The sequence below is a fragment of the Acidocella aquatica genome (assembly GCF_030160635.1).
Classification (GTDB): Bacteria; Pseudomonadota; Alphaproteobacteria; order Acetobacterales; family Acetobacteraceae; genus Acidocella; species Acidocella aquatica.
Genome location: NZ_BSOS01000090.1, coordinates 108,562 through 128,375, shown reverse-complemented (window position 1 = coordinate 128,375; position 19,814 = coordinate 108,562). Strand labels below are relative to the sequence as shown.

The 19,814-nt window shown below is 63.8% G+C and carries 22 protein-coding genes and 1 tRNA gene; 16 read left to right on the top strand and 7 right to left on the bottom strand.

Annotated elements, in window-relative coordinates:
* The first annotated feature begins 10 nt into the window (after positions 1–10).
* Both QQJ84_RS16455 and QQJ84_RS16450 read left to right on the top strand, forming a co-directional pair.
* Positions 11–1,000, top strand: a complete 990-nt coding sequence (locus tag QQJ84_RS16455) for an aldo/keto reductase (protein ID WP_284259396.1) — start codon at positions 11–13, stop codon at positions 998–1,000.
* A gap of 23 nt (positions 1,001–1,023) precedes the next feature.
* Entirely contained in the window at positions 1,024–2,013 is a 990-nt protein-coding gene (locus tag QQJ84_RS16450; RefSeq protein ID WP_284259395.1) for an aldo/keto reductase, read from the top strand.
* A 279-nt stretch (positions 2,014–2,292) separates the two neighbouring features.
* On the opposite strand, the gene QQJ84_RS16445 is transcribed toward QQJ84_RS16450, so the two are convergent.
* Positions 2,293–2,367, bottom strand: a tRNA-Gly gene (locus tag QQJ84_RS16445).
* 135 nt (positions 2,368–2,502) lie between these two features.
* Here QQJ84_RS16445 and QQJ84_RS16440 point away from each other — a divergent pair.
* Genes QQJ84_RS16440 through QQJ84_RS16420 form a run of 5 tightly spaced genes read left to right on the top strand, consistent with a single transcriptional unit; the run spans position 2,503 to position 6,078 of the window.
* Entirely contained in the window at positions 2,503–3,444 is a 942-nt protein-coding gene (locus tag QQJ84_RS16440; protein ID WP_284259394.1) for a thioredoxin family protein, read from the top strand.
* Between the two features lie 51 nt (positions 3,445–3,495).
* Positions 3,496–4,122, top strand: a complete 627-nt coding sequence (locus tag QQJ84_RS16435) for an LON peptidase substrate-binding domain-containing protein (protein WP_348522689.1) — start codon at positions 3,496–3,498, stop codon at positions 4,120–4,122.
* Positions 4,123–4,124: 2 nt separating this feature from the next.
* Positions 4,125–4,310 carry a Trm112 family protein gene (locus QQJ84_RS16430; protein ID WP_284259392.1) on the top strand — a complete coding sequence of 62 codons (186 nt, stop codon included), beginning with the start codon at positions 4,125–4,127 and terminating at the stop codon, positions 4,308–4,310.
* A 20-nt stretch (positions 4,311–4,330) separates the two neighbouring features.
* A complete protein-coding gene (locus QQJ84_RS16425) occupies positions 4,331–4,657 on the top strand; it encodes a DUF971 domain-containing protein (protein ID WP_348522688.1) in 327 nt (108 codons plus the stop codon).
* Complete coding sequence (locus tag QQJ84_RS16420; RefSeq protein ID WP_284259390.1) at positions 4,657–6,078, top strand: MFS transporter; 1,422 nt, start codon at positions 4,657–4,659, stop codon at positions 6,076–6,078. The genes QQJ84_RS16425 and QQJ84_RS16420 overlap by 1 nt, the downstream gene beginning before the upstream one ends.
* 1 nt (position 6,079) lies before the next feature.
* On the opposite strand, the gene QQJ84_RS16415 is transcribed toward QQJ84_RS16420, so the two are convergent.
* The 4 genes from QQJ84_RS16415 to QQJ84_RS16400 all read right to left on the bottom strand — a co-directional run bounded on the left by QQJ84_RS16415 (position 6,080) and on the right by QQJ84_RS16400 (position 9,967).
* Entirely contained in the window at positions 6,080–6,769 is a 690-nt protein-coding gene (locus QQJ84_RS16415) for a phosphoadenylyl-sulfate reductase (protein ID WP_284259389.1), read from the bottom strand.
* A gap of 86 nt (positions 6,770–6,855) precedes the next feature.
* Complete coding sequence (locus tag QQJ84_RS16410) at positions 6,856–7,431, bottom strand: precorrin-2 dehydrogenase/sirohydrochlorin ferrochelatase family protein (RefSeq protein ID WP_284259388.1); 576 nt, start codon at positions 7,429–7,431, stop codon at positions 6,856–6,858.
* Positions 7,432–7,556: 125 nt separating this feature from the next.
* Positions 7,557–9,044: a sensor histidine kinase gene (locus QQJ84_RS16405; protein WP_284259387.1), complete on the bottom strand. Its 1,488-nt coding sequence runs from the start codon at positions 9,042–9,044 to the stop codon at positions 7,557–7,559.
* Positions 9,041–9,967 carry a patatin-like phospholipase family protein gene (locus QQJ84_RS16400; RefSeq protein WP_284259386.1) on the bottom strand — a complete coding sequence of 309 codons (927 nt, stop codon included), beginning with the start codon at positions 9,965–9,967 and terminating at the stop codon, positions 9,041–9,043. Before QQJ84_RS16400 ends, QQJ84_RS16405 begins: the two co-directional genes overlap by 4 nt.
* 164 nt (positions 9,968–10,131) lie before the next feature.
* Between QQJ84_RS16400 and rpmH the strand changes: the two genes are divergently transcribed.
* The 6 genes from rpmH to argB are packed head-to-tail and all read left to right on the top strand — an operon-like array spanning position 10,132 to position 14,175.
* On the top strand, positions 10,132–10,266 hold the full coding sequence (gene rpmH, locus QQJ84_RS16395) for a 50S ribosomal protein L34 (RefSeq protein ID WP_284259385.1): 135 nt from the start codon (positions 10,132–10,134) through the stop codon (positions 10,264–10,266).
* Positions 10,267–10,300: 34 nt separating this feature from the next.
* Positions 10,301–10,645: a ribonuclease P protein component gene (gene rnpA / locus QQJ84_RS16390; RefSeq protein WP_284259384.1), complete on the top strand. Its 345-nt coding sequence runs from the start codon at positions 10,301–10,303 to the stop codon at positions 10,643–10,645.
* A gap of 14 nt (positions 10,646–10,659) precedes the next feature.
* Positions 10,660–10,875 carry a membrane protein insertion efficiency factor YidD gene (gene yidD, locus QQJ84_RS16385; protein ID WP_408820918.1) on the top strand — a complete coding sequence of 72 codons (216 nt, stop codon included), beginning with the start codon at positions 10,660–10,662 and terminating at the stop codon, positions 10,873–10,875.
* Between the two features lie 6 nt (positions 10,876–10,881).
* A complete protein-coding gene (gene yidC / locus QQJ84_RS16380) occupies positions 10,882–12,612 on the top strand; it encodes a membrane protein insertase YidC (RefSeq protein ID WP_284259382.1) in 1,731 nt (576 codons plus the stop codon).
* Positions 12,555–13,253 carry a ribosome biogenesis GTP-binding protein YihA/YsxC gene (yihA, locus tag QQJ84_RS16375; protein WP_284259381.1) on the top strand — a complete coding sequence of 233 codons (699 nt, stop codon included), beginning with the start codon at positions 12,555–12,557 and terminating at the stop codon, positions 13,251–13,253. The genes yidC and yihA overlap by 58 nt, the downstream gene beginning before the upstream one ends.
* Positions 13,254–13,278: 25 nt before the next feature.
* Positions 13,279–14,175 carry an acetylglutamate kinase gene (argB, locus tag QQJ84_RS16370; protein ID WP_284259380.1) on the top strand — a complete coding sequence of 299 codons (897 nt, stop codon included), beginning with the start codon at positions 13,279–13,281 and terminating at the stop codon, positions 14,173–14,175.
* Positions 14,176–14,198: 23 nt separating this feature from the next.
* Here the strand turns inward: argB and QQJ84_RS16365 are convergent, their stop codons facing one another.
* Positions 14,199–14,777: a TMEM175 family protein gene (locus QQJ84_RS16365; protein WP_284259379.1), complete on the bottom strand. Its 579-nt coding sequence runs from the start codon at positions 14,775–14,777 to the stop codon at positions 14,199–14,201.
* 63 nt (positions 14,778–14,840) lie between these two features.
* The gene (locus tag QQJ84_RS16360; RefSeq protein ID WP_284259378.1) at positions 14,841–16,478 is read right to left on the bottom strand and encodes an electron transfer flavoprotein-ubiquinone oxidoreductase; all 1,638 of its coding nucleotides are present in this window, start codon (positions 16,476–16,478) and stop codon (positions 14,841–14,843) included.
* A gap of 146 nt (positions 16,479–16,624) precedes the next feature.
* Here QQJ84_RS16360 and QQJ84_RS16355 point away from each other — a divergent pair, with 146 nt between their 5' ends.
* From QQJ84_RS16355 to moaB, 3 genes are all read left to right on the top strand, one after another.
* A complete protein-coding gene (locus QQJ84_RS16355; protein ID WP_284259377.1) occupies positions 16,625–17,416 on the top strand; it encodes a uracil-DNA glycosylase in 792 nt (263 codons plus the stop codon).
* Between the two features lie 144 nt (positions 17,417–17,560).
* Positions 17,561–19,204 carry a lytic transglycosylase domain-containing protein gene (locus QQJ84_RS16350; RefSeq protein ID WP_284259376.1) on the top strand — a complete coding sequence of 548 codons (1,644 nt, stop codon included), beginning with the start codon at positions 17,561–17,563 and terminating at the stop codon, positions 19,202–19,204.
* A gap of 5 nt (positions 19,205–19,209) precedes the next feature.
* Entirely contained in the window at positions 19,210–19,749 is a 540-nt protein-coding gene (gene moaB, locus QQJ84_RS16345; RefSeq protein WP_284259375.1) for a molybdenum cofactor biosynthesis protein B, read from the top strand.
* Positions 19,750–19,814: the final 65 nt, after the last annotated feature.

The following is a 19,814-nucleotide window of genomic DNA, read 5'->3' as shown; positions in this document are numbered from 1 at the left end:
GGCTATATTCATGAAAACCCGCCATCTTGGCTCTCTCGCCGTCTCGGAAATCGGCTTCGGCACGATGAGCTTCGCCTCCGCCTATGGTCCATCGCCCGAAAAAGCCGAGGCCATCCGCGTCATCCGCGGCGCCTATGAGCGCGGCGTGACCCTTTTCGACACCGCCGAAGTTTACGGCCCCTGGACCAATGAGGTGCTGGTGGGCGAGGCGCTGGCGCCGGTGCGTGATCGGGTGGTGGTCGCCACCAAATTCGGCTTCAATGTCGACCCCAAAACCGGCGTCCGCGGGGCGGGGGTCAACAGCCGGCCGGAGCATATCCGCCAAGTGGTTGATGCCAGCCTGGCCCGGCTGAATTTCGAGACGATCGACCTGCTCTACCAGCACCGCGTGGACCCAAACGTACCCATCGAGGACGTGGCCGGAACGGTGAAAGAGCTGATCCAGGCTGGCAAGGTGAAGCATTTCGGCCTGTCGGAGGCCGCCGCCAGCACCATTGCCCGCGCCCATGCGGTGCAACCCGTCACCGCCGTGCAGAGCGAATATTCGCTCTGGACCCGCGAGCCCGAGCCCGAGGTGCTACCGTTATGCGAAGAACTAGGCATCGGCTTCGTTCCCTGGGCGCCTCTGGGAGCGGGGTTTCTCACCGGCGCCATCGATGCCCGCACCGATTTCGCGCCCACCGATTTCCGCGCCATTTCTCCACGCTTTACTGAGACGGCGCGCGACGCGAACCAGGCCGTGGTGGATCTGCTGCGCCGGATCGCGGCGGCAAAAAATGCCACCCCGGCGCAGATCGCCCTGGCATGGCTGCTCGCGCGCAAGCCGTTCATCGTCCCCATTTTCGGCACCCGCCGGCTGGACCGGGTAGAGGAAAATCTCGGCGGCGCGGCGATTACGCTCAGCCAAGCTGACATGACCGAGATCGAGACCGCGATCAACGCCATCACGGTAACGGGCGCGCGCCTACCGGAAGCGGTGCTGGCGCTTTCATATCGATAATACAGACATAATAAGGAATTATCATGAACAAACGTGAATTGGGCGAAAGCGGCCTGACCGTCTCGGCCATTGGCTATGGTTGCATGGGGCTGAACTTTGGCTACGGCACGGCACTGCCGCGCGAAGACGCCGTGGCGCTGATCCGCGCGGCGCATGAGCGCGGCGTCACCTTTTTCGACACGGCCGAGGTTTACGGCCCCTACACCAATGAGGAGCTGGTGGGCGAGGCGCTGCAAGCCGTGCGCGACGAGGCCGTGATCGCCACCAAATTCGGCTTCAACATCGTGGATGGCAAAATGACCGGGCTGAACTCCCGCCCCGCGCAAATCCGCGCCGTGTGCGAAGCCTCGCTCAAGCGCCTGCGCACCGACCGCATCGATCTGTTCTATCAGCACCGCGTTGACCCGGATGTGCCCATCGAGGAGGTCGCCGGGGCGGTGAAAGAACTCATCGCCGAAGGCAAGGTGAAGCATTTCGGCCTCTCGGAGCCGGGCGCCGCCACGGTGCGCCGCGCTCATGCCGTGCAGAAAGTGAGCGCCTTGCAAAACGAATATTCGCTCTGGACACGCGGGCCGGAGACCAATGGCATTCTGGCGGCCTGCGCCGAGCTGGGCATTGGGCTGGTGCCCTACAGCCCGCTGGGAAAAGGTTTTCTCACCGGGGCCATGAACAAGGACACGGCGCTGAACGAGAATGATTTCCGCCGCACCCTGCCGCGCTTCACCCCTGAAGCCATGGCGGCCAACATGGCGCTGGTGGAATTGCTCAAATCCATCGCCGCACGGCACAATGCCACGCCGGCCCAGGTGGCGCTGGCTTGGCTGCTGGCGCAAAAACCGTGGATCGCGCCCATTCCCGGCACCACCAAGCTGCACCGGCTGGAGGAAAATCTCGGCGCGGCAAATCTGCTTCTTACACCCGCCGACCTGGCAGAGATCGAAACCGCGTCGGCCAAAATCCAGATCGAGGGTGAGCGCTACCCCGCACATCTCATGGCCACGGTGGGGCGCTGAGCGCGGCTGGAATCACCGCGGCACGGGCGAACAGCCGCATGGCAGACTGAAGCATGATTGCTTTAGAATCGGATCGTTTGAGGCTGACGCGCTGGCGCGTCAGCCTCAAACGTGAATCAGCCTTTCGAATCTATCGCACTAAGTGCGATCACTCTGGCCGGCTAATCGGGCAAAAGAATGTGGCTACATGGCGTGGGCGCCATGCGGGCGCACGCCGAAAAAGCGAAAGGCCACCCTGCGGCGGCCTTTTCGTAACGCTCTCACTTCCTTGAAGAAATTTGGAGCGGGCGATGGGATTCGAACCCACGACCCCAACCTTGGCAAGGTTGTGCTCTACCCCTGAGCTACGCCCGCTCATGGCGTGAGCGGCTCTTTAAGGCCCCTCGGAGAGGATTGCAAGCCTCCAACCGTGAGTTACTTTGCGTGGGGTGTGAGCGCGCGGATTGATACTATATACTGCCTCAAGGAAACCCATACGGATTAAGAGTGATGAGCAGCCTATTCAGTACCGAGACCGATGCGACTCCGGCGCCCCCGCCGGCCAACATGATTATCGACAGCGACCAGACCAGTTTTATGGCCGATGTGGTCGATGCCTCGCGTGAAATCCCCGTGCTGGTGGATTTTTGGGCGACATGGTGCGGCCCGTGCAAAACCCTGACACCGGCGCTGGAGAAAGTGGTGCGCGCGCAGGGCGGGCGGGTGCGGCTGGTGAAGATCGATATCGACAAGAACCAGGCCCTGGTGGCGCAGCTCACCCGCATGGGGTTGCCGTTGCAATCAGTGCCGACCGTTGTGGCGTTCTGGCAGGGGCAGGTGGCCGATACGTTCTCCGGCGCGCTGCCGGAGAGCGAGGTGAGGCGATTCGTCGAGGGCTTGCTGAAAATGGCGGGTTCGGCGGCGCCAGGGGCGGAGCTGATCGCGCAGGGCAAGGAATATTTGGAACAGGGCGATGCCGAATCGGCGGCGCAGCATTTTGCCGCCGCGGTGCAGGCTGACCGTGAGAAGCCGGAGGCGTGGTCCGGCCTGGCGCGGGCGCTGATCGCGCTGGGCGATGAGGAGCAGGCCGCCGAGGTGCTGGCCGGGGTGCCTGAGAAGCTGGCGGAGCATGGCGAGATCGCGGGCGCGCGCTCAGCGCTGGCGCTGGCTGCCGAGGGGCGCAAGGCGCAGGGCGCGCGGGCCGGGCTGGAGGCGCGGCTGGCCGCCAATCCTGATGATTTCGAGGCGCGTTATGAGCTGGCAACGGCGCTGAACGCCTCTGGCGAGCGTGATGCGGCGGCGGATGCGTTGCTGGAGATCGTGCGCCGCAACCGGGCCTGGAACGAGGATGCCGCGCGGCTGCAACTGCTGAAGTTTTTCGAGGCCTGGGGGTTTGACGATGAGGCCACCATGGCGGCGCGGCGCAAGCTTTCAGCGCTGTTATTTCGCTAGCGCATGGCGGCCTTGCCCCCCGCGTTGGAAGATCTACCAGAGGAGTTTCCGGTGTTTCCGCTCGCGGGGGCGCTGCTCCTGCCTGGCGGCAAGCTGCCGCTCAATATCTTCGAGCCGCGCTATCTCGCTTTGGTGGAGGATGCGTTGGCGGCAGGGCGGATGTTGGGCATGGTGCAGCCCGATAAACGGCTGGCGCGGGGGAATAATGGGCCTGGTCTGTATCGCATTGGCTGCCTGGGGCGGATTTCGGCTTTCGAGGAGAGCGGCGACGGACGCTATCTCATCACACTGAGCGGAGTCGCGCGGTTCACCATTGTCGAAGAAGTGGAGGCGCGGCGGGGTTATCGGCGGGTGCGTGGGGCGTTCAGCGGCTTTGCCGCGGATTTGCAGGAGCCGCAGGCCTGCTTGCCCTTTGAGCGTGGGATATTGGTGGCGGCGCTGCGCCGTTATTTTGCCCGGGCCGGGGTGGAGGCGAACTGGGACACCATCGCCGATATGCCCGATGCGGCGCTGGTTGTCTCGCTGGCCATGGCCTGCCCGTTTGACGTTGAGGAGAAACAGGCTTTGCTGGAGGCGCGCGACGAGGCCGAACGCGCCCGCGCGCTGCTGGCGCTGCTGGAGATAAATGCCTTCGAGGGTGGGCATGATGACGATGATGATGAACCGAAAGCGAGTTGAGCATGGATAACGAACCGCCGATCGACCCGAGGCTGCTGGAGATACTGGTCTGCCCGCTGACCCGCGGACCGTTGACCTATGATCGGGAGCACGGCGAATTGATCAGCGTTAAGGCCGGGCTGGCATATCCGATCCGCAACGGCATACCGATCATGCTGGCGGAAGAAGCGCGCGTTCTCACGCCGTGAGTGTGCCAGTACAGATTAAATTGAGGCGCGCGGAGAACCTGCTCGAACTCAGCTATGAGGATGGCAGCATGCTGCGCCTGCCGGCGGAGTATCTGCGCGTGGAAAGCCCCAGCGCCGAGGTGCAGGGCCACGGGCCGGGGCAGGCGGCTCTGGTGACGGGCAAGCAGCATGTGGGGATCACCGGCGTTGAGCCCACCGGCAATTACGCGCTGCGGCTGAGTTTTTCCGACGGGCATGATACCGGGATATTCACCTGGGACTATCTTGAGGAACTGGGGCGGGAACACGCCACCCGCTGGCAGCGCTACCTGCACCGGCTGGAGAGTGCTGGCGCCAGCCGCGCGTGATGGCGGAGAGCGAAACCGAACCGGTTATTTCCGTGGGCCGGATGCGGCTGATGGCGGTGATCATCGCGACCGCTTTGTTCATGCAAAATCTTGACTCCACCGTCATCGCCACGGCGCTGCCCGCGATGGCGCGGAGTTTTCATGCGCCGCCGCTGCATATGAGCGTGGCGCTGACCTCCTATCTGATCAGCCTTTCGGTGTTCATCCCGGCCAGCGGCTGGGTGGCGGACCATTTTGGCGCGCGGCAGGTGTTCCGCATCGCGATTGTGATTTTCACCCTCGCCTCGGTGGCCTGCGGGATGGCGCCGGGCCTGGGGTTTCTGGTTGCCGCGCGCGTGGTGCAGGGGCTGGGCGGGGCGATGATGCTGCCCGTTGGGCGGCTGGTGCTGCTGCGCTCGGTCAGCCGGGCGCAGATGGTGGCGGCGATGTCGTGGCTGACCATGCCGGCCCTCGTCGGCCCGATTCTGGGGCCACCGCTGGGCGGGTTCATCGTGACGTATTTTTCCTGGCGCTGGGTGTTCGATATCAATGTGCCGATCGGCATCATCGGGGTGATCGCGGTGAGCTTGTTCATCCCCGACAGCCGCGAGGCCGGGCGTGGCGGCAGGCTGGATGTCTGGGGGCTGATCCTGACCGGCTTTGCCATGGCGGCGATGATGGCCGGCTTTGAGACCGCGGGGCGCGGCCTTGTGCCGCTCTCCTGGACACTGGGCGCGCTGGCGGCCGGTGCGGGCGCGGTTGGGGTTTATCTGCTGCATATGCGCCGCCACCCGCAGCCGGTGCTGGATTTTGCGCTGCTGCGAATCCCCACCTTTGCCAGTTCGGTGGTGGCGGGCAGCCTGTTCCGCATTGCCGTGGGCGCGTTGCCGTTTCTGCTGCCGCTGATGCTGCAACTGGGGTTCGGCAAGTCGCCGATGCAGAGCGGGTTGATCACCTTTGCCTCGGCCGCCGGCGCGCTGGCGATGAAGCCCGCCGCGCAGCCGCTGTTGCGGCGGTTTGGATTTCGCACCGTGCTGATGCTCAACGGCTTTATCGCGGCGTTGTTCATCATGGTCTGCGCGAGTTTTCAGCCAGGCTGGCCGCCGCTGGTGTTGGATGGAATTTTGCTGCTGGGCGGGTTTTTCCGCTCGCTGCAGTTCACCGCCTTCAACACCATTGCCTATGGCGATATTCCGCGCGCGCAGATGTCAGCCGCCACCTCGCTGTATTCCACAATTCAGCAGCTCACGCTGACTTTGGGGATTGTGGTGGGAGCCACCACGCTGGAGCTATCGGCTCAGTGGCATCACCACGCGGTGGCGATGCAGTCGGATTATGCGATGGGGTTCATCGTGGTCGGGCTGTTCTCACTGATGGCGGTACCGTTTTGCGCGCGGCTGCACCCTAGTGCCGGAGAGGCGCTGAGCGGGCATCACGGGTAGTTCAGATTTCCCAGGCGGTGGCGGCCAGGCGGGCGGTGTGGATGCCGCACTCGGTCTTTTTCTGCCCGGCCCAGCGGCCGGAGCGTTTGTCCTGGCCGGGTAGCGGGCGCAGGGTGCAGGTGGCGCAGCCGATGGAGGTGTAGCCCTGGGCCTGCAGCGGGTGGCGCGGCAGGTTGTGGGTCACGAAATAGGCGTCCAGCTCGTCATCGTTCCAGAAGGCCAGCGGGTTGACCGTGATGCGGCCGTCGGCGCCCGGCTCCACCAGTTGCAGGTTGGCCCGCCCGCCGCCCTGCACACGCTTGCGCCCGGTGATCCAGGCGGTGAAGCCTTCCAGGGCTTCGTCCAGCGGGTTGGTTTTGCGGATGGCGCAGCAGAGTTCGGTGTCGCGCTCCCAGAGTGTGCCTTCAGGGTCCCAGGTGGTGAGCTGCGCCGGGCTGGGGCGGATGTTGCGCACGCCGGTGAGGCCGAGGCGCGCGATCAGCGCGTCGCGGTAGGCCAGGGTTTCGGGGAAGAGCTTGCCGGTTTCGAGGAAGATGACCGGCGTTGCCTTGTCGATCTGCGCGACCATGTGCAGCAGGATCGCCGATTCGGTGCCGAAGGATGACACCAGGGCGATTTTGCCGGCGAAGCGGGAGGTGATGGCATCAGCCAGCACAGCCTGCCCGGCGGCGGGGTCTACCGTATCGAGCATCACGCGGCGTCCTTATGGTTTTGCCGGGTCAGGGGCGGGAGGGGAGGGTTGGTCATGGCGAATACCTAAAAGCAAAAAAGAAGGGCTTACTGGGGTTTGGGGCAGGAGAGCCAACAGCGTTCCGCCATCAGGGCTTCAATGCGGCGGCTGATCTCGGGCATGCTCAAACCCTCGGCGCGCCAGCCGTGGCGCAGGGCCGCGATTTCCTCCACCCGCGCGTCCCATTCCGGGCCGAAACAGGCTTCCAGTCCGCGCCGGACGCCCCGCGCGAGGCCGGGGGCGGCGCCGTTGGTGGAAACGGTGATGAGCAGGTCGCCGCGCCGGACCTCGGCGACAGAATGGAAGTCACAGCCGGAGGGGACATCTTCCACATTCACCAGCACGCGCGCCTGCCGGGTGGCCTGCGCCAGCCCGGCGGCGATGTGTTCGGGCAGATCGGTGATCCAGAGCAGGTGCAATTCGGCCAGGGCGGCTGCATCGGGCAGGAAGGGGCGAAGAAATTCACCGGCCTGCGCCGCCAGCTCCGGTTCGGGCGCATCGGCGAAGACCAGGACGGCCTCGGCCCCCGCGCGGCGCAACGCCAGCAGCCGGCGCAGAGCAAGCGCGCCGTTGCCGGCGATGGCCAGCTGGAGGTGTTTCGGGTCGAGTGCCAAGGGAATCATGAACTCTTAGAAAATGATTTTTTCTCCAAGATCAATGACACAAGAAAAATAAGCATATTCTTCTTTTGGCCGGTGGGCAGACAAAAACTTTTAGCGTTTCAACCGGGCTTGCCGCAAAGTGAAACTTAGAAAAACTCCATTGGTCCGGTAGACTTATAGGGGGTTTGCGGAAGCGGCAGGGCGGGAGCGGGCATATCGCTGCCTGATAGTTCCAGAACAAACACCGTGCCGAGCGGGCCGGTTTGCGCCAGCGTGAGCTCGCCGCCATGGGCGCGCATAAGGTCGCGGGAGATGACAAGGCCCAGGCCCGAGCTGCCCTGGCGCCCCGAGCCGGCGAAGGGCTTGAACAGATTTTGCAGCACGCGCGGGGGCAGGCCGGGGCCGTAATCGGTTACGATGATTTTAGGGGCGTCGGTTTCGGTTTCCGCGGTGACGACCACGGCCTTTGCGCCGGCCTCGGCCGCGTTGCGCAGCAGGTTAAGCAGCACACGGTAGATCTGCATGCGGTCCAGCGGCAGGACCAGCTCGGCGGGAACATGGTTCTCGATGGTGATGACGGCGCCGTCCGGCCGGACGGCCAATATTGCTTCGTCCAACACGTCGCGCAGGCAAACCGGCGTGCGGATGATGGCGGGGGGGCCCTCGCGCGCGAAATCCACCGTGCGGCTCACCAGTTGGACAGCGCGTTCCACCGCGCCGCCCAGCGTGTGGGCGGCGCGCTGGGCGGAGGGGTCGGTGCTGTCCTGCAAATGGCTGGCGACGAGCAGTGCCGAGCTTAGGATGTTGCGCAGATCGTGGCTGATTTTTGCCACCGAGGTGCCGAGCGCGGCGAGGCGGGCGTTGCGCCAGAGTGCGGTGCGCATTGTCTCCAGCATCTCTTTAAGCTCTTGCGCGGCCTGGGCGATTTCATCATCTCCCCGGGCGGCCAGCGAGGTCAGCTCGCTCTGCCCGGCATGTTCCGGGTCGTTGCGGAAGCCGGAAATGCTCTCGGTCATGATCCGCATCGGCCGCACCAGCAGCCGGTTCAGCGCCGCGAACAGCAGCAAGCCGGTCACCAATGCGACAATGAGCGAAATCACCGCCAGATGTGAGGCGTAGCCGCGCAGATCCTTGTTCAGCGGGGCGGCATTGGCGATGATATCAACGGTGGCGCCGGCCTGGAGCGGGCTTGGGGCGATCACTTCGATCCGGGCGGCGCCGAGCCCGGCGATGCGCTGCAGGGCGCGCCAGCTGCTATAGAGAACGGTTTCGTGGGCCAGATAAATAAGGCGCGCCGGTTGCGCGATTCGGCCGCTCGCCACTTGCCGCACGGTCGAATCGGGCAGGGTCAGCTTGATCGCTTCCACGTCTGGGAGCTGCGGCAGGAATTGGGCCGGAGGCGGGGCCAGGTTGTTGTTTTGCGGGATGGCCGCGGAGAGTGCCGCGATATGGGCCAGGCTGATATGGTCCCACAGCCAGTGCTGGCGTTCATTGCCCAGCATGGGGGTCAGCAGCACCAGCTCAACGCCCAGGATGATGGCGACGGTCAACCAGAGCACGCGGCCCGAGAGGCTGGTGCCGAACAATTCGAGTTCGAGGTGCCGCATGAAGGTTTTGCGCTGGGGCCGCTTCATGCGGGAAGGACGATTCCGGCAGCCTCCCGCCCGGCGGCGAACAGGTTGTCCAAAAAGTTTTTCTCGGTGTTCATCTTGGAGGTCAGTGGATGACGGGCCAGCGCGGCGTCGGCGGAAATATCGAGCAGCCGGACCTGTTTGGGCAGCAGGGCGACTTCGGCATCCAGCGGCGCCTGGAAGGCGATTTCATGCAGGCGGTGGACGATGTCGGCGGTGCTGTTGGGCACGCCCTTACGCACGCGCGGCTGCGCGCGGATCAACACCAGCCGCTCCGGCCGGGGCGAGAGCACGGGGGCGAGCGCCGGGTTGCAGGAATAACCGCCGTCCCAATAGTGCCGCCCGCCGATGTTCACGGCGGGGAACATCATCGGGATGCAGGCGGAGGCCAGCAGCACGTCAACGCTCATTTCGCCGTTGCTGAATATCTTCGCGGCGCCGGATTCGACATCGGTCGCGGCGACGTAGAGGCGCGGCGCATCGGCGCTGCGGATGGCGTCCAGGTCCAGCAGCTCGGCGAGCAGGGGGCCGAGTGGATTTTGCCCGAAAGGATTGAGCTGGCCGGGGTTGAACAGGCGCAAGGCGCTGGTGATGCCGGCCCAGGCCATCTCGTTGCCCAGCTCCATCCCCTTGTCCCAGCCCCAGAGCCAGTCCATCGAGGCGTTCATGGGGCCAAAAATATGCGCCTCCGCGACCCGGTGCCATAGCTTGCTGACCGAGGCGCGCGCGCCTTTTGGCCCGTTATGGACATAGCCCTGAACCGCCATGGCGGCGATCATGGCGCCGGAGGAGACGCCGGTGACGGCTGAAAAGGTCAGCCCGTCCTCCAATAGGCGGTCCAGCGCGCCCCAGGTAAAGGCGCCATGCGCCCCGCCCCCTTGCAGGGCCAGAACGGTGCGCGGCCGAGTCGCTGAGGATATATGCATGGGAGCAAGCTGCACTTTGTAGCGGGCCAGGGCAAGCGCCGCGGCCTTTGCATTGACGGCACTGCGCGCGCCGCCTATATCCCGGCCTCGTTGCGCTGGACCGGGGACGGTTCGGCCGAAACCTGTTTTATCAGCTTATATTAGCTATCGCCGGAGTGAATCACGTGAAACGGACCTATCAACCTTCCAAACTTGTCCGCAAGCGCCGGCATGGTTTCCGCGCCCGCATGGCAACCGTTGGCGGCCGCAAGGTTATCGCCAACCGCCGTGCCAAAGGCCGCGCCAAACTTTCTGCCTGATTTTCCCCTCCCGCGCGCCTTTAAGGGCCTGACAATGCCCGCATTGTCTCCACCGGAAACTTTTAAGCGCCGCGCGGAGTTTCTGCGCATGGCCTCGCGCGGGCGGAAAATCGCCAAGCCTGGCTTCGTGATGCAGTTTTGCAGCAGTGAAAGCCAGGCCCCTTTGCGGACCGGTTACACCGCCACCAAAAAAATCGGCAACGCCGTGGCGCGCAATCGCGCGCGGCGGCGGCTGAAAGAGGCGGCCCGGCTGACATTGGCCGGGCGTGATCTCGCCGGTGTTGAGCTGGTGCTGATCTGCCGGCAGGAAACAGGGCGCATGCCGTTTGAAAGACTATGCGGCGGCATCGAAGCCGCTCTCGCGGAGGCGCTCAAGTGAGCCCGGCGGCCTATATGCTCTCGGGTGCCATCCGCGTTTATGAACTGACATTGCGCCCGGTGATCGGCGCCAATTGCCGTTTTTACCCCTCCTGCAGCGCCTATGCGCGGGAGGCGATCTGCACGCATGGCGCCGGGCGCGGCAGTTTGCTCGCCGGGCGCCGGATTTTGCGTTGCCATCCCTGGCATCCGGGCGGCTTCGACCCGGTTCCACCACTCAAGGACTCGTAAAGCCCCATGGACCAGAAGCGCCTGATGGTTGCCATCGCCCTGTCACTCGGCATCATGCTGGTGTTTCAGTATGCGTTCCAAAAATATCTGCCGCACCCAGCACCTGTGCCCGTGCAGAGCACTGCCCAGGTGCAGGCCGCCAGCGGCGCGCCCGCCAACGCGGCCAGCCCAGCGGCGTTGGCCGCCGCCAACGGGCCGCGCCTGGCCATAGACGCGCCAAAACTCTCCGGCAGCGTGGTGCTCACCGGCGCGGTGTTTGATGATGTGGTGCTGAAAAATTACCACGAGACCATCGCCCCGGATTCGCCGCTGGTGCAGATCCTCGGGCATCGCGGCGGAGACAAACCCTCCTACGCGCAGTTTGGCTGGACCGCGGTTGGCGATGTGAAGGTGCCCGATGACACGGCGCTATGGACGGCTTCGGCCGGCAAGCTGACGCCGCAGACGCCGGTTACCCTCTCCTGGGACAACGGGCAGGGGCTGACCTTCCAATTGCTGCTCTCAGTCGATGACAATTATATGTTCACAGTGAATCAGCAGGTGGTGAACCACACGGGCGCGGCGGTGAAGCTCTTCCCCTGGTCGCGCGTGGTGCGCGACTACAAGCCGGTTGAGCAGACAACCTATATTCTCTTCGATGGTCCGCTTGGTGTGTTCAACAACACGCTGAAGCAGGAATCCTATAAATCGCTGAAGGCCGACGGCGCGCAGGCGCCCGGCGGCGTGGCCTATAGCGAGACCAGCCCCGGCGGCTGGATCGGCATTACCGATAAATATTGGTTGACCGCCGTGGCGCCGGACCAGTCGGTGAACCTCACCGGCTCCATGAGCTATGGCACGGTGAGCGATGGCGACGGCAGCGCGTATCAGACCTCGTTCATCACCGCGGCCCCGCAGACCGTGGCGGCGGGGGGGACGGCAAACCTGACCAGCCATCTCTTCACCGGCGCCAAGGTGGTGAAAATTCTCGATGCGTATCAGAGCGAATACGGCATCCCCAATTTCTACAAGGCGGTGGATTTCGGGCATCTCTACATCATCACCAAGCCGATCTTCTTCGCGCTCGATTGGCTGAACTCGCTGCTGGGCAATTTCGGCCTGGCGATCATCGTGTTCACCGTTGGCATCAAGCTGCTGTTCTTCCCGCTGGCGAGCTACTCTTATCGCTCGATGGGCAAGATGAAACTGGTGCAGCCGAAGATCAAGGCGCTGCGCGAGCAGTATAAGGACGACAACACGAAGATCCAGCAAGAGACGATGGCGCTCTATAAGGCGGAGAAGATCAACCCCGCTTCCGGCTGTTTGCCGATGCTGGTGCAGATCCCCGTGTTCTTCTCGCTTTATAAAGTCATCTTCATCACCATCGAAATGCGCCAGGCGCCGTTCTTTGGCTGGATTCACGATCTCTCGGTGCCGGACCCGACCAATTTGTTCAACCTGTTCGGGCTGATCCCCTTCGATCCCACGCTCATCAGCCCGGTGCTGCATATCGGCGCCTTGCCGATTATCATGGGCTTTACCATGTTCATGCAGCAACGGCTTAACCCGGCGCCGGCGGACCCGGTGCAGGCGCGCATGTTTCAGTTCATGCCGCTTATTTTCACCTTCATGCTGGCGCGCTCCCCTTCCGGCCTTGTGCTATACTGGGCCTGGAACAATCTTCTTTCGGTAGGACAACAATGGCTGATCATGCGCCAGGCGGGCAACCCACGGGTGAGAGTGCCGGCGAAAATCTAGTTTTCGCGGCCGGGACTTTCAGCCCGGAGCAACTGGAGGCGGGGAGGAAACTCTTCGCCTCACATTGCGAATTTTTTTATGCGGCGCAGGCGCTCGACCATTTGCCGGAGCCGAACGGGATTGAAGTGGCCTTCGCGGGGCGCTCCAATGTCGGCAAATCCTCGCTGTTGAACGCGCTGACCGGGCGCAAGGCGCTGGCGCGCGTGTCGCACCAGCCGGGGCGCACGCGGCAGTTGAACTTCTTCCAGATGGAAGCCGCACCGATCGTGCTGGTGGACATGCCGGGCTACGGCTATGCCGAGGCGCCGAAAGCCATCAAGCGTGACTGGCAGGGGCTGATGCTCGATTATTTGCGCGGGCGGCCGAACCTGCGCCGGGTGTTTCTGCTGCTGGACGCGCGCATCGAGCTGAAACCGGCGGATGAGGTGGTGATGGAACTGCTCGACCAGTCGGCGGTGGCGTATCAACTGGTGTTGACCAAGGCCGATGACGTGAAGCCCGCGGCGCTGCGGCGCAAGCAGGAGGAGATCGCCGCGCTGACCAAGGAGCACCCGGCCGCGCTGCCGTTCGTGATTACCACCTCCAGCACCACGGGGCTTGGCATGGATGATTTGCGCGCCACCATCGCGGGCTTTATCTAGCAGCAGAGTTTTTCCAGGAGCCGAGATGAATACCGAGGAGCTGAAATCCGCCGCCGCCCAGGCGCATATCGTCGCCAGCGCGCTGCCGTTTCTGCGCCGTTACGCGGGCGCGACCATCGTGGTGAAATACGGCGGGCACGCGATGGGCGAGGATGTTCTGGCGGGCGAATTCGGCCGTGACATCGCGCTGCTCAAGCAGGTCGGCATCAATCCGGTGATCGTGCATGGCGGCGGGCCACAGATTAACGCCATGCTGGACCGGCTGGCGATCAAATCCAGCTTTATCGACGGGCTGCGCGTGACCGATGCCGCGATGGTCGAGGTGGTGGAAATGGTGCTGGCGGGCAGTGTGAACAAGCAGGTGGCCGGGCTGATCAACCGCGCCGGCGCGCTGGCGGTGGGCATCTCGGGCAAGGATGGCGGGCTGATCCGCGCGCGCAAGCTGCACCGCACCAAGAAGGACCCGGATTCGCATATTGAGAGCGTGCTGGACCTGGGGTTTGTCGGGGAACCCGCGTTCATTGATACGCGCGTGATCCATGCGCTGACCGGCGCCGGGCTGATCCCCGTGATCGCGCCCGTTGGCACAGGCGAGAACGGCGAGACTTATAATATCAATGCCGATACCGCGGCGGGCGCCATTGCAGGCGCGCTGAACGCCAACCGGCTGCTGATGCTCACCGATGTGCCCGGTGTGTTAGATAAGAACAAGAAGCTGATGCCGGATTTGTCGCTGGCGCAGATCCAGGCGCTGATCGCCGATGGCACCATCTCGGGCGGGATGATCCCGAAAGTGGAGACCTGCATGGAGGCCGTCACGCTTGGGGTCAAAGGGGCGACCATCCTGGATGGAAGGGTGCCGCATGCGCTATTGCTGGAGCTTTTCACCGATGGCGGCATCGGGACGATGATCCACAAATAGGCGTGGGGCGTGGCCACCCGGTGTTACCGGCGGTCAATCTCGCGTTCGACGCGGCGGTCGGGAATGAGCCATAAAATGGCGACGGCGGCGTAAATGCCATCGGCGCCCGTTGTGCTGAAAAACGCCAGGATAATTCCGGCCGTGTAGAGAATCGGGGAAATCTTGCCCTTGATGTCACGGCCGACGGCTTTTGAGAGAGCGGAGTTTTGGCCCTGGCTGCGGATGATCGTGCTTTGCAGGATATACCAGGCGATGGCCGCCATCAGCAGGCTGACGCCATACAGCGCGGTTGGGAGCGCGGCGGCATGGTGTTCGCCGAGCCAGGCGGTGGAGAAGGGGACCAGCGATAGCCAGAAAAGCAGATGCAGGTTGGCCCAGAGGATGCCGCCGGTGACGCGCGGGACAAGCTGGAAGAAATGATGGTGGTTGTTCCAGTAGATCGCGACATAAACGAAGCTGAGGATGTAGCTGACGAAGGTGGGGGCGGCGCCCAGCAGGGCGCTAAAACCAGTGCCCTGCGGGGCTTTCAGCTCCAGCACCATGATGGTGATGATGACGGCGATAACGCCGTCGCTGAATGCCGCCAAACGATCGTTTTCCATGGCGTTTAAGTTATCCCCGGTTGAAGCCGGCCATGAAAGCCCCCTGGCTTCGCTAACCGAAATTTACATCCCGCCCGGATAGTTGGGACCGCCAGCGCCTTCCGGCACCACCCAGTTGATGTTCTGGGTGGGGTCCTTGATGTCGCAGGTTTTGCAGTGGACGCAGTTTTGCGCGTTGATTTGCAGCTGCGGGTTGCCTGCCTCCTCGCCGACGATTTCATACACGCCGGCCGGGCAGTAGCGGGTCTCCGGGCTGGCGTATTCATTATAGTTGACGCTGATGGCCTTGCTGGCATCAAGCAGGGTGAGGTGAACCGGCTGGTTTTCCTCGTGGTTGGTGTTGGAGAGGAAGACGGAGGACAGGCGGTCAAAGGTGAGTTTGCCGTCGGGTTTGGGGTAGTCGATCGGCTGGCAGTCCTTGGCTTTTTTGAGCTGCAGGTGGTCGTAGTGGTTTTTCAGGGTCCAGGGGGCCTTGCCGCGGAAGATGTAGGTGTCGATGGCGGCGTTGATCATGCCGCCGTAAAAACCCCATTTGGCGAAGCCGGGGCGCACATTGCGCACGCTGTGCAGCTCGGGCCAGACCCAGCTGGCTTCCAGCTTGGTGGCGTAGGCGGTGACTTCATCCGGGCGCTCACCGGCCAGCGCCTCGGCGATGGCCTCGGCGGCGACCATGCCGGATTTCATCGCGGTATGGCTGCCTTTGATCTTGGGCACGTTGAGGGTGCCCGCCGCGCAGCCGATGAGCATGCCGCCGGGGAAGGTGAGTTTGGGCAGGGACTGGAAGCCGCCCTCATTGAGCGCGCGCGCACCGTAGGAGATACGCTTGGCCCCCTCGAAGAACGGCGCGATGGCCGGATGGGTTTTGTAGCGCTGCATTTCCTGGAAGGGCGAGAGATAGGGATTTTTGTAGTCCAGCCCAACGACGAAGCAGTAGGCCATGAGGTTTTCGCCGAAGAAGTAGATAGCCGAACCGCCATAGGTGTCGGATTTGAGGGGCCAGCCGACGCTGTGGATGGTGAGGCCCTTTTTGAAGTGCTCGGGTTTGACCTCCCAGAGTTCCTTGATGCCGATGCCGTAGGTCTGCGGGTCGTTTTTGGCGTTGAGGTCGAATTTGGCCATCAACTGCTTGGAGAGCGAGCCGCGGCAGCCTTCGGCGAATATGGTATAGGTGGCGCGCAGCTCCATGCCGCGCTGGAAGTTGCCCGTGGGCTTGGCGTCCTTGCCGATGCCCATATCCCCGGTGGCCACGCCCGCGACACGTTCGCCATCGAAGAGCACCTCAGCCGCGGCGAAGCCCGGATAGATTTCCACGCCGAGTTCTTCCGCCTGCTGGCCGAGCCAGCGCACCACGTTGCCCAGTGAGACGATGTAGTTGCCGTGGTTGTGCATGGTCGCCGGGGTGACCGGCGAGGTGAACGCCTTGGTCTCGGTGAGGTACATGAAGCGATCCTCGGACACCGGGGTGGCCAGCGGGATCAGCGCCGGGTCGCATTCGGGGAAGAGTTCGAGCAGGGCGCGCGGCTCGAGCACGGCGCCGGAGAGGGTGTGGGCGCCGACTTCGCCGCCTTTTTCCACCACGCAGACCGAAAGCTCCGGGTTGAGCTGCTTGAGCTTGATGGCTGCGGACAGGCCGCCAGGGCCAGCGCCTACCACCAGCACATCGAACTCCATCGCCTCGCGCGGTTCCATCTGGTCTGACATCTTGTTCACTCCTGTTCTGCTGGCAGTCGTATAAGGAAACTTGTTAGCTTGCGTAAAGTCTCGGCCGCTGGGTTGCCGGCTGGGAAAGGGTTAAAATCATATTGGCGGTTATTTCAATCGCTGAAGGTATGGTTAAGTATGGATTTATGGATTTGATCGAGGCGCTGCGCCTGCAAGTGGAGTGGGGAGCCGACGAGGCGCTGCTGGATGCGGTGCAGGACAGGCGCGCGGCGCAGGCTGCGCCCGTGGCTGTTACTGTGCAAGCGGCGGCTCCGGCCAAGCGGGTTCATACGCTCCGCCCCGCCGCCGCTTTGCCGGGGGGGGCGGCGCAGGCGGAGATGTTGGCGGAGGGTTGCGAGAGCCTGGAGGCGCTGGAAAAGGCGATCGCGGGGTTTAGCGGCTGCGCATTGCGCGACACGGCGACACAGCTCGTGTTTGCCGATGGCGCGGCGGATGCGCGGCTGGTCGTGGTGGGCGAGGCGCCCGGAGCGGAGGAAGACCGGGCGGGCCGGCCGTTTGTGGGGCCGGCCGGGCAGTTGCTGGATAAAATGCTGGGTAGCATCGGGCTGGACCGGAGCAAGGTGCGGATCATCAACACCGTGTTGTGGCGGCCGCCTGGCGACCGTTCGCCAACCGATGCCGAGGTGGCGGTGTGCCTGCCGTTTTTGTTGCGCCATATTGCCCTGGTGCGGCCGCGCGGCCTGCTGCTGCTGGGCGCGGTGGCGGCCAAGGCGGTGCTGCCCGAGCCAGAGCGCGGGCAGGGGATCAGGCGGCTGCGCGGCGTGTGGCGGCAGGTGAAAATACCGGGGCTGGCGGAGGCGATGCCATGCCTGCCAAGCTATCATCCGGCGTATCTGCTGCGCATGCCTTCAGCCAAGGCGGAGGCGTGGCGGGATTTATTGCAGCTGCGAGAATTTTTAGAGTCGAAGCCTGAGTAGCCTTAAATTGTGCTAATATCACGAAATCGTGATCGCAAGGACGGGCCGTAAGTCCAGGAAACTGCTGAAAACGTCTCATTCTATGAGATTCGTCTCTCATGTAGGTCTTGCGTCGCAGGGGCTGAATGTGTAGGGAAAATTCCTATGCGAGGAGCCCTCAACATGCTCTCCCGCCTGAACGTCACCCGGCTCGCTTTGGCCACGGTGTCAGTTTTTGCCCTCGGGCTCGTGGTCCCCACGAGTGCGGCGGCGAAGTCCCCGGTTTGGGGACAAGGTACGGGACCGATGCCGCCCCCCTCAGCGCCCGCTAGCGCAACAGGCGGGGACACCGTAGCCTATGCGGTACCGCGTAATGCCCCCTCTCCAGATGTTGAAATCGTGCTGCCGGAGCCGCTGCCGCCGAGTGCCGTGGCGATGTATCAGCGCATTCTCGCCGCGCAATCCGCCGGGGCGTTTACCGAGGCGGACCGGCTGATCGCCCGGCTGGACGATACCACGCTGGTGGGGCCGATTTTGGCGCAGCGGTATTTGAGCAATAATTACATCACAAAACCGGCCGAGCTGCTGGCTTGGTACGCGCAATACAGCAGCCAGCCGGAGGCGGCGGATGTGTATGCGCTGATGCAGCATAAGCTGCGCGCGAGCCAGATGCCGGCGGCACCGGTGGTCTCGCTGTTGCCCGAGACCACGATTACCGCGGGCGCCGCGGCACGCCCCGTGGCCGCGCCTGACAGCTACGTCTGGCACCGGCGGTTCATGGCCGGTATCCAGGCCTGGGAAAAAGGTGACCTGACCTCTGCCGCCGCCGCTTTTGATGCCACGGCCGGGATGGCGGGCATTTCCGATGATGACCGCGCCGCCAGCCAGTTCTGGGCGGCCCGCGCGGCGTTGCGCATGCAGCAGCCGGAGGCCTATCTGAACTGGCTGCACCAAGCCGCCTGGGCGGGTGATTCCTTCTATGGCATGCTGGCCGGACGGCTGCTTGGCCAGGGCTTTGGCCCAAGCGGCATCGCGGCGACGCTGACGGAAGCCGATATTACCGCCGTGGACGCAACGCCCGATGGGCATCTGGCCTTCGCGCTGTTGCAGGTGGGCGCCACTGACCAGGCCGAGACGGCGTTACGCGCCTTATGGCCGGCGATTCAGGCCAACCCTGACCTTGGCCGGGCCGTGATGGCGGTGGCCGCCCGTGCCGGGCTGGTGGATGTGACGATTTCCGTCGCCAGCGAGCTGCCAAGCCCGGTGGACGAAATCGCAGGCGCTCACCTGCCGCTCCCGGCGCTGCATCCCTCGGGCGGTTTTACCATTGATCCGGCGCTGGTCTACGCATTGGCGCGCACCGAATCCGGCTTTGATGTTCATGCCGTTTCGCGCTGCGGTGCGCGCGGGTTGATGCAGCTGATGCCGGTTACAGCTTCCTATGTCAGCCGGCAGGAGGGGGTGAGCGGTTCGCTGAGCGACCCTTCGGCGAACCTCGCCCTGGGGCAGGGATATATCCGTTACCTGGGCGGGCAGCCGGGGATCAATAATAACCTGTTGGCGATTTTGGCGAGCTATAACGCCGGGCCGAATGCCGCCGCTGGCTGGACATCGCAGGATGACAGCGACCCGCTGCTGTTCATCGAGACGATACCCAATGACGAGACCCGGCGTTTCGTGCGGCAGGTGATGGCCGATAGCTGGTTGTATGCCGAGGAGATCGGGCTGAAGCCGGAAAGCCTGGACCAGCTGGCGCAGGGGAATTTCCCTCAGCTTGGCGCGAATTTTTATACCGCCTCGGCGAACTGAGCCTGATGCACCGGATTGACGAGGCGAGGGTTTTTCTCCCGGTGCACATCGCGGTGGCGACGATCTCGGACACGCGCAACGCTGAAAACGACACCTCGGGCGACACGCTGGCGGCTCGCATTGCCGCGGCCGGGCATGTGGTTGCCGCCCGGGCGATTATTCGTGATGAGGCTGATGCGATCGAGGCGAGGCTGCGCGGTTGGATCGCCGATCCGCATATAGACGTGGTGATTACCACGGGGGGCACCGGCATAACCGGGCGGGATGTGACGCCCGAGGCGTTTGCGCGGGTGCTGGAGAAGACCATCGAGGGGTTCGGCGAGCTGTTCCGGATGCTTTCCTACCAGAAAATCGGCACCTCGACGATGCAGTCGCGGGCGCTGGGCGGGGTGGCCAATGGCACTTATCTGTTCGCGTTGCCGGGCAGCACGGGGGCCGTGAAGGATGGCTGGGACGATATTTTGCGCTACCAGCTCGATTCGCGCCACCGGCCTTGCAATCTGGTTGAGCTGATGCCGCGGCTCAAGGAACATCTGACCGGCTGAAAAGGCTGATGTTCTTATTTTGTTCTTGACTTGCCGGGGGTGGAATGACTTAATGCCACCAGAAC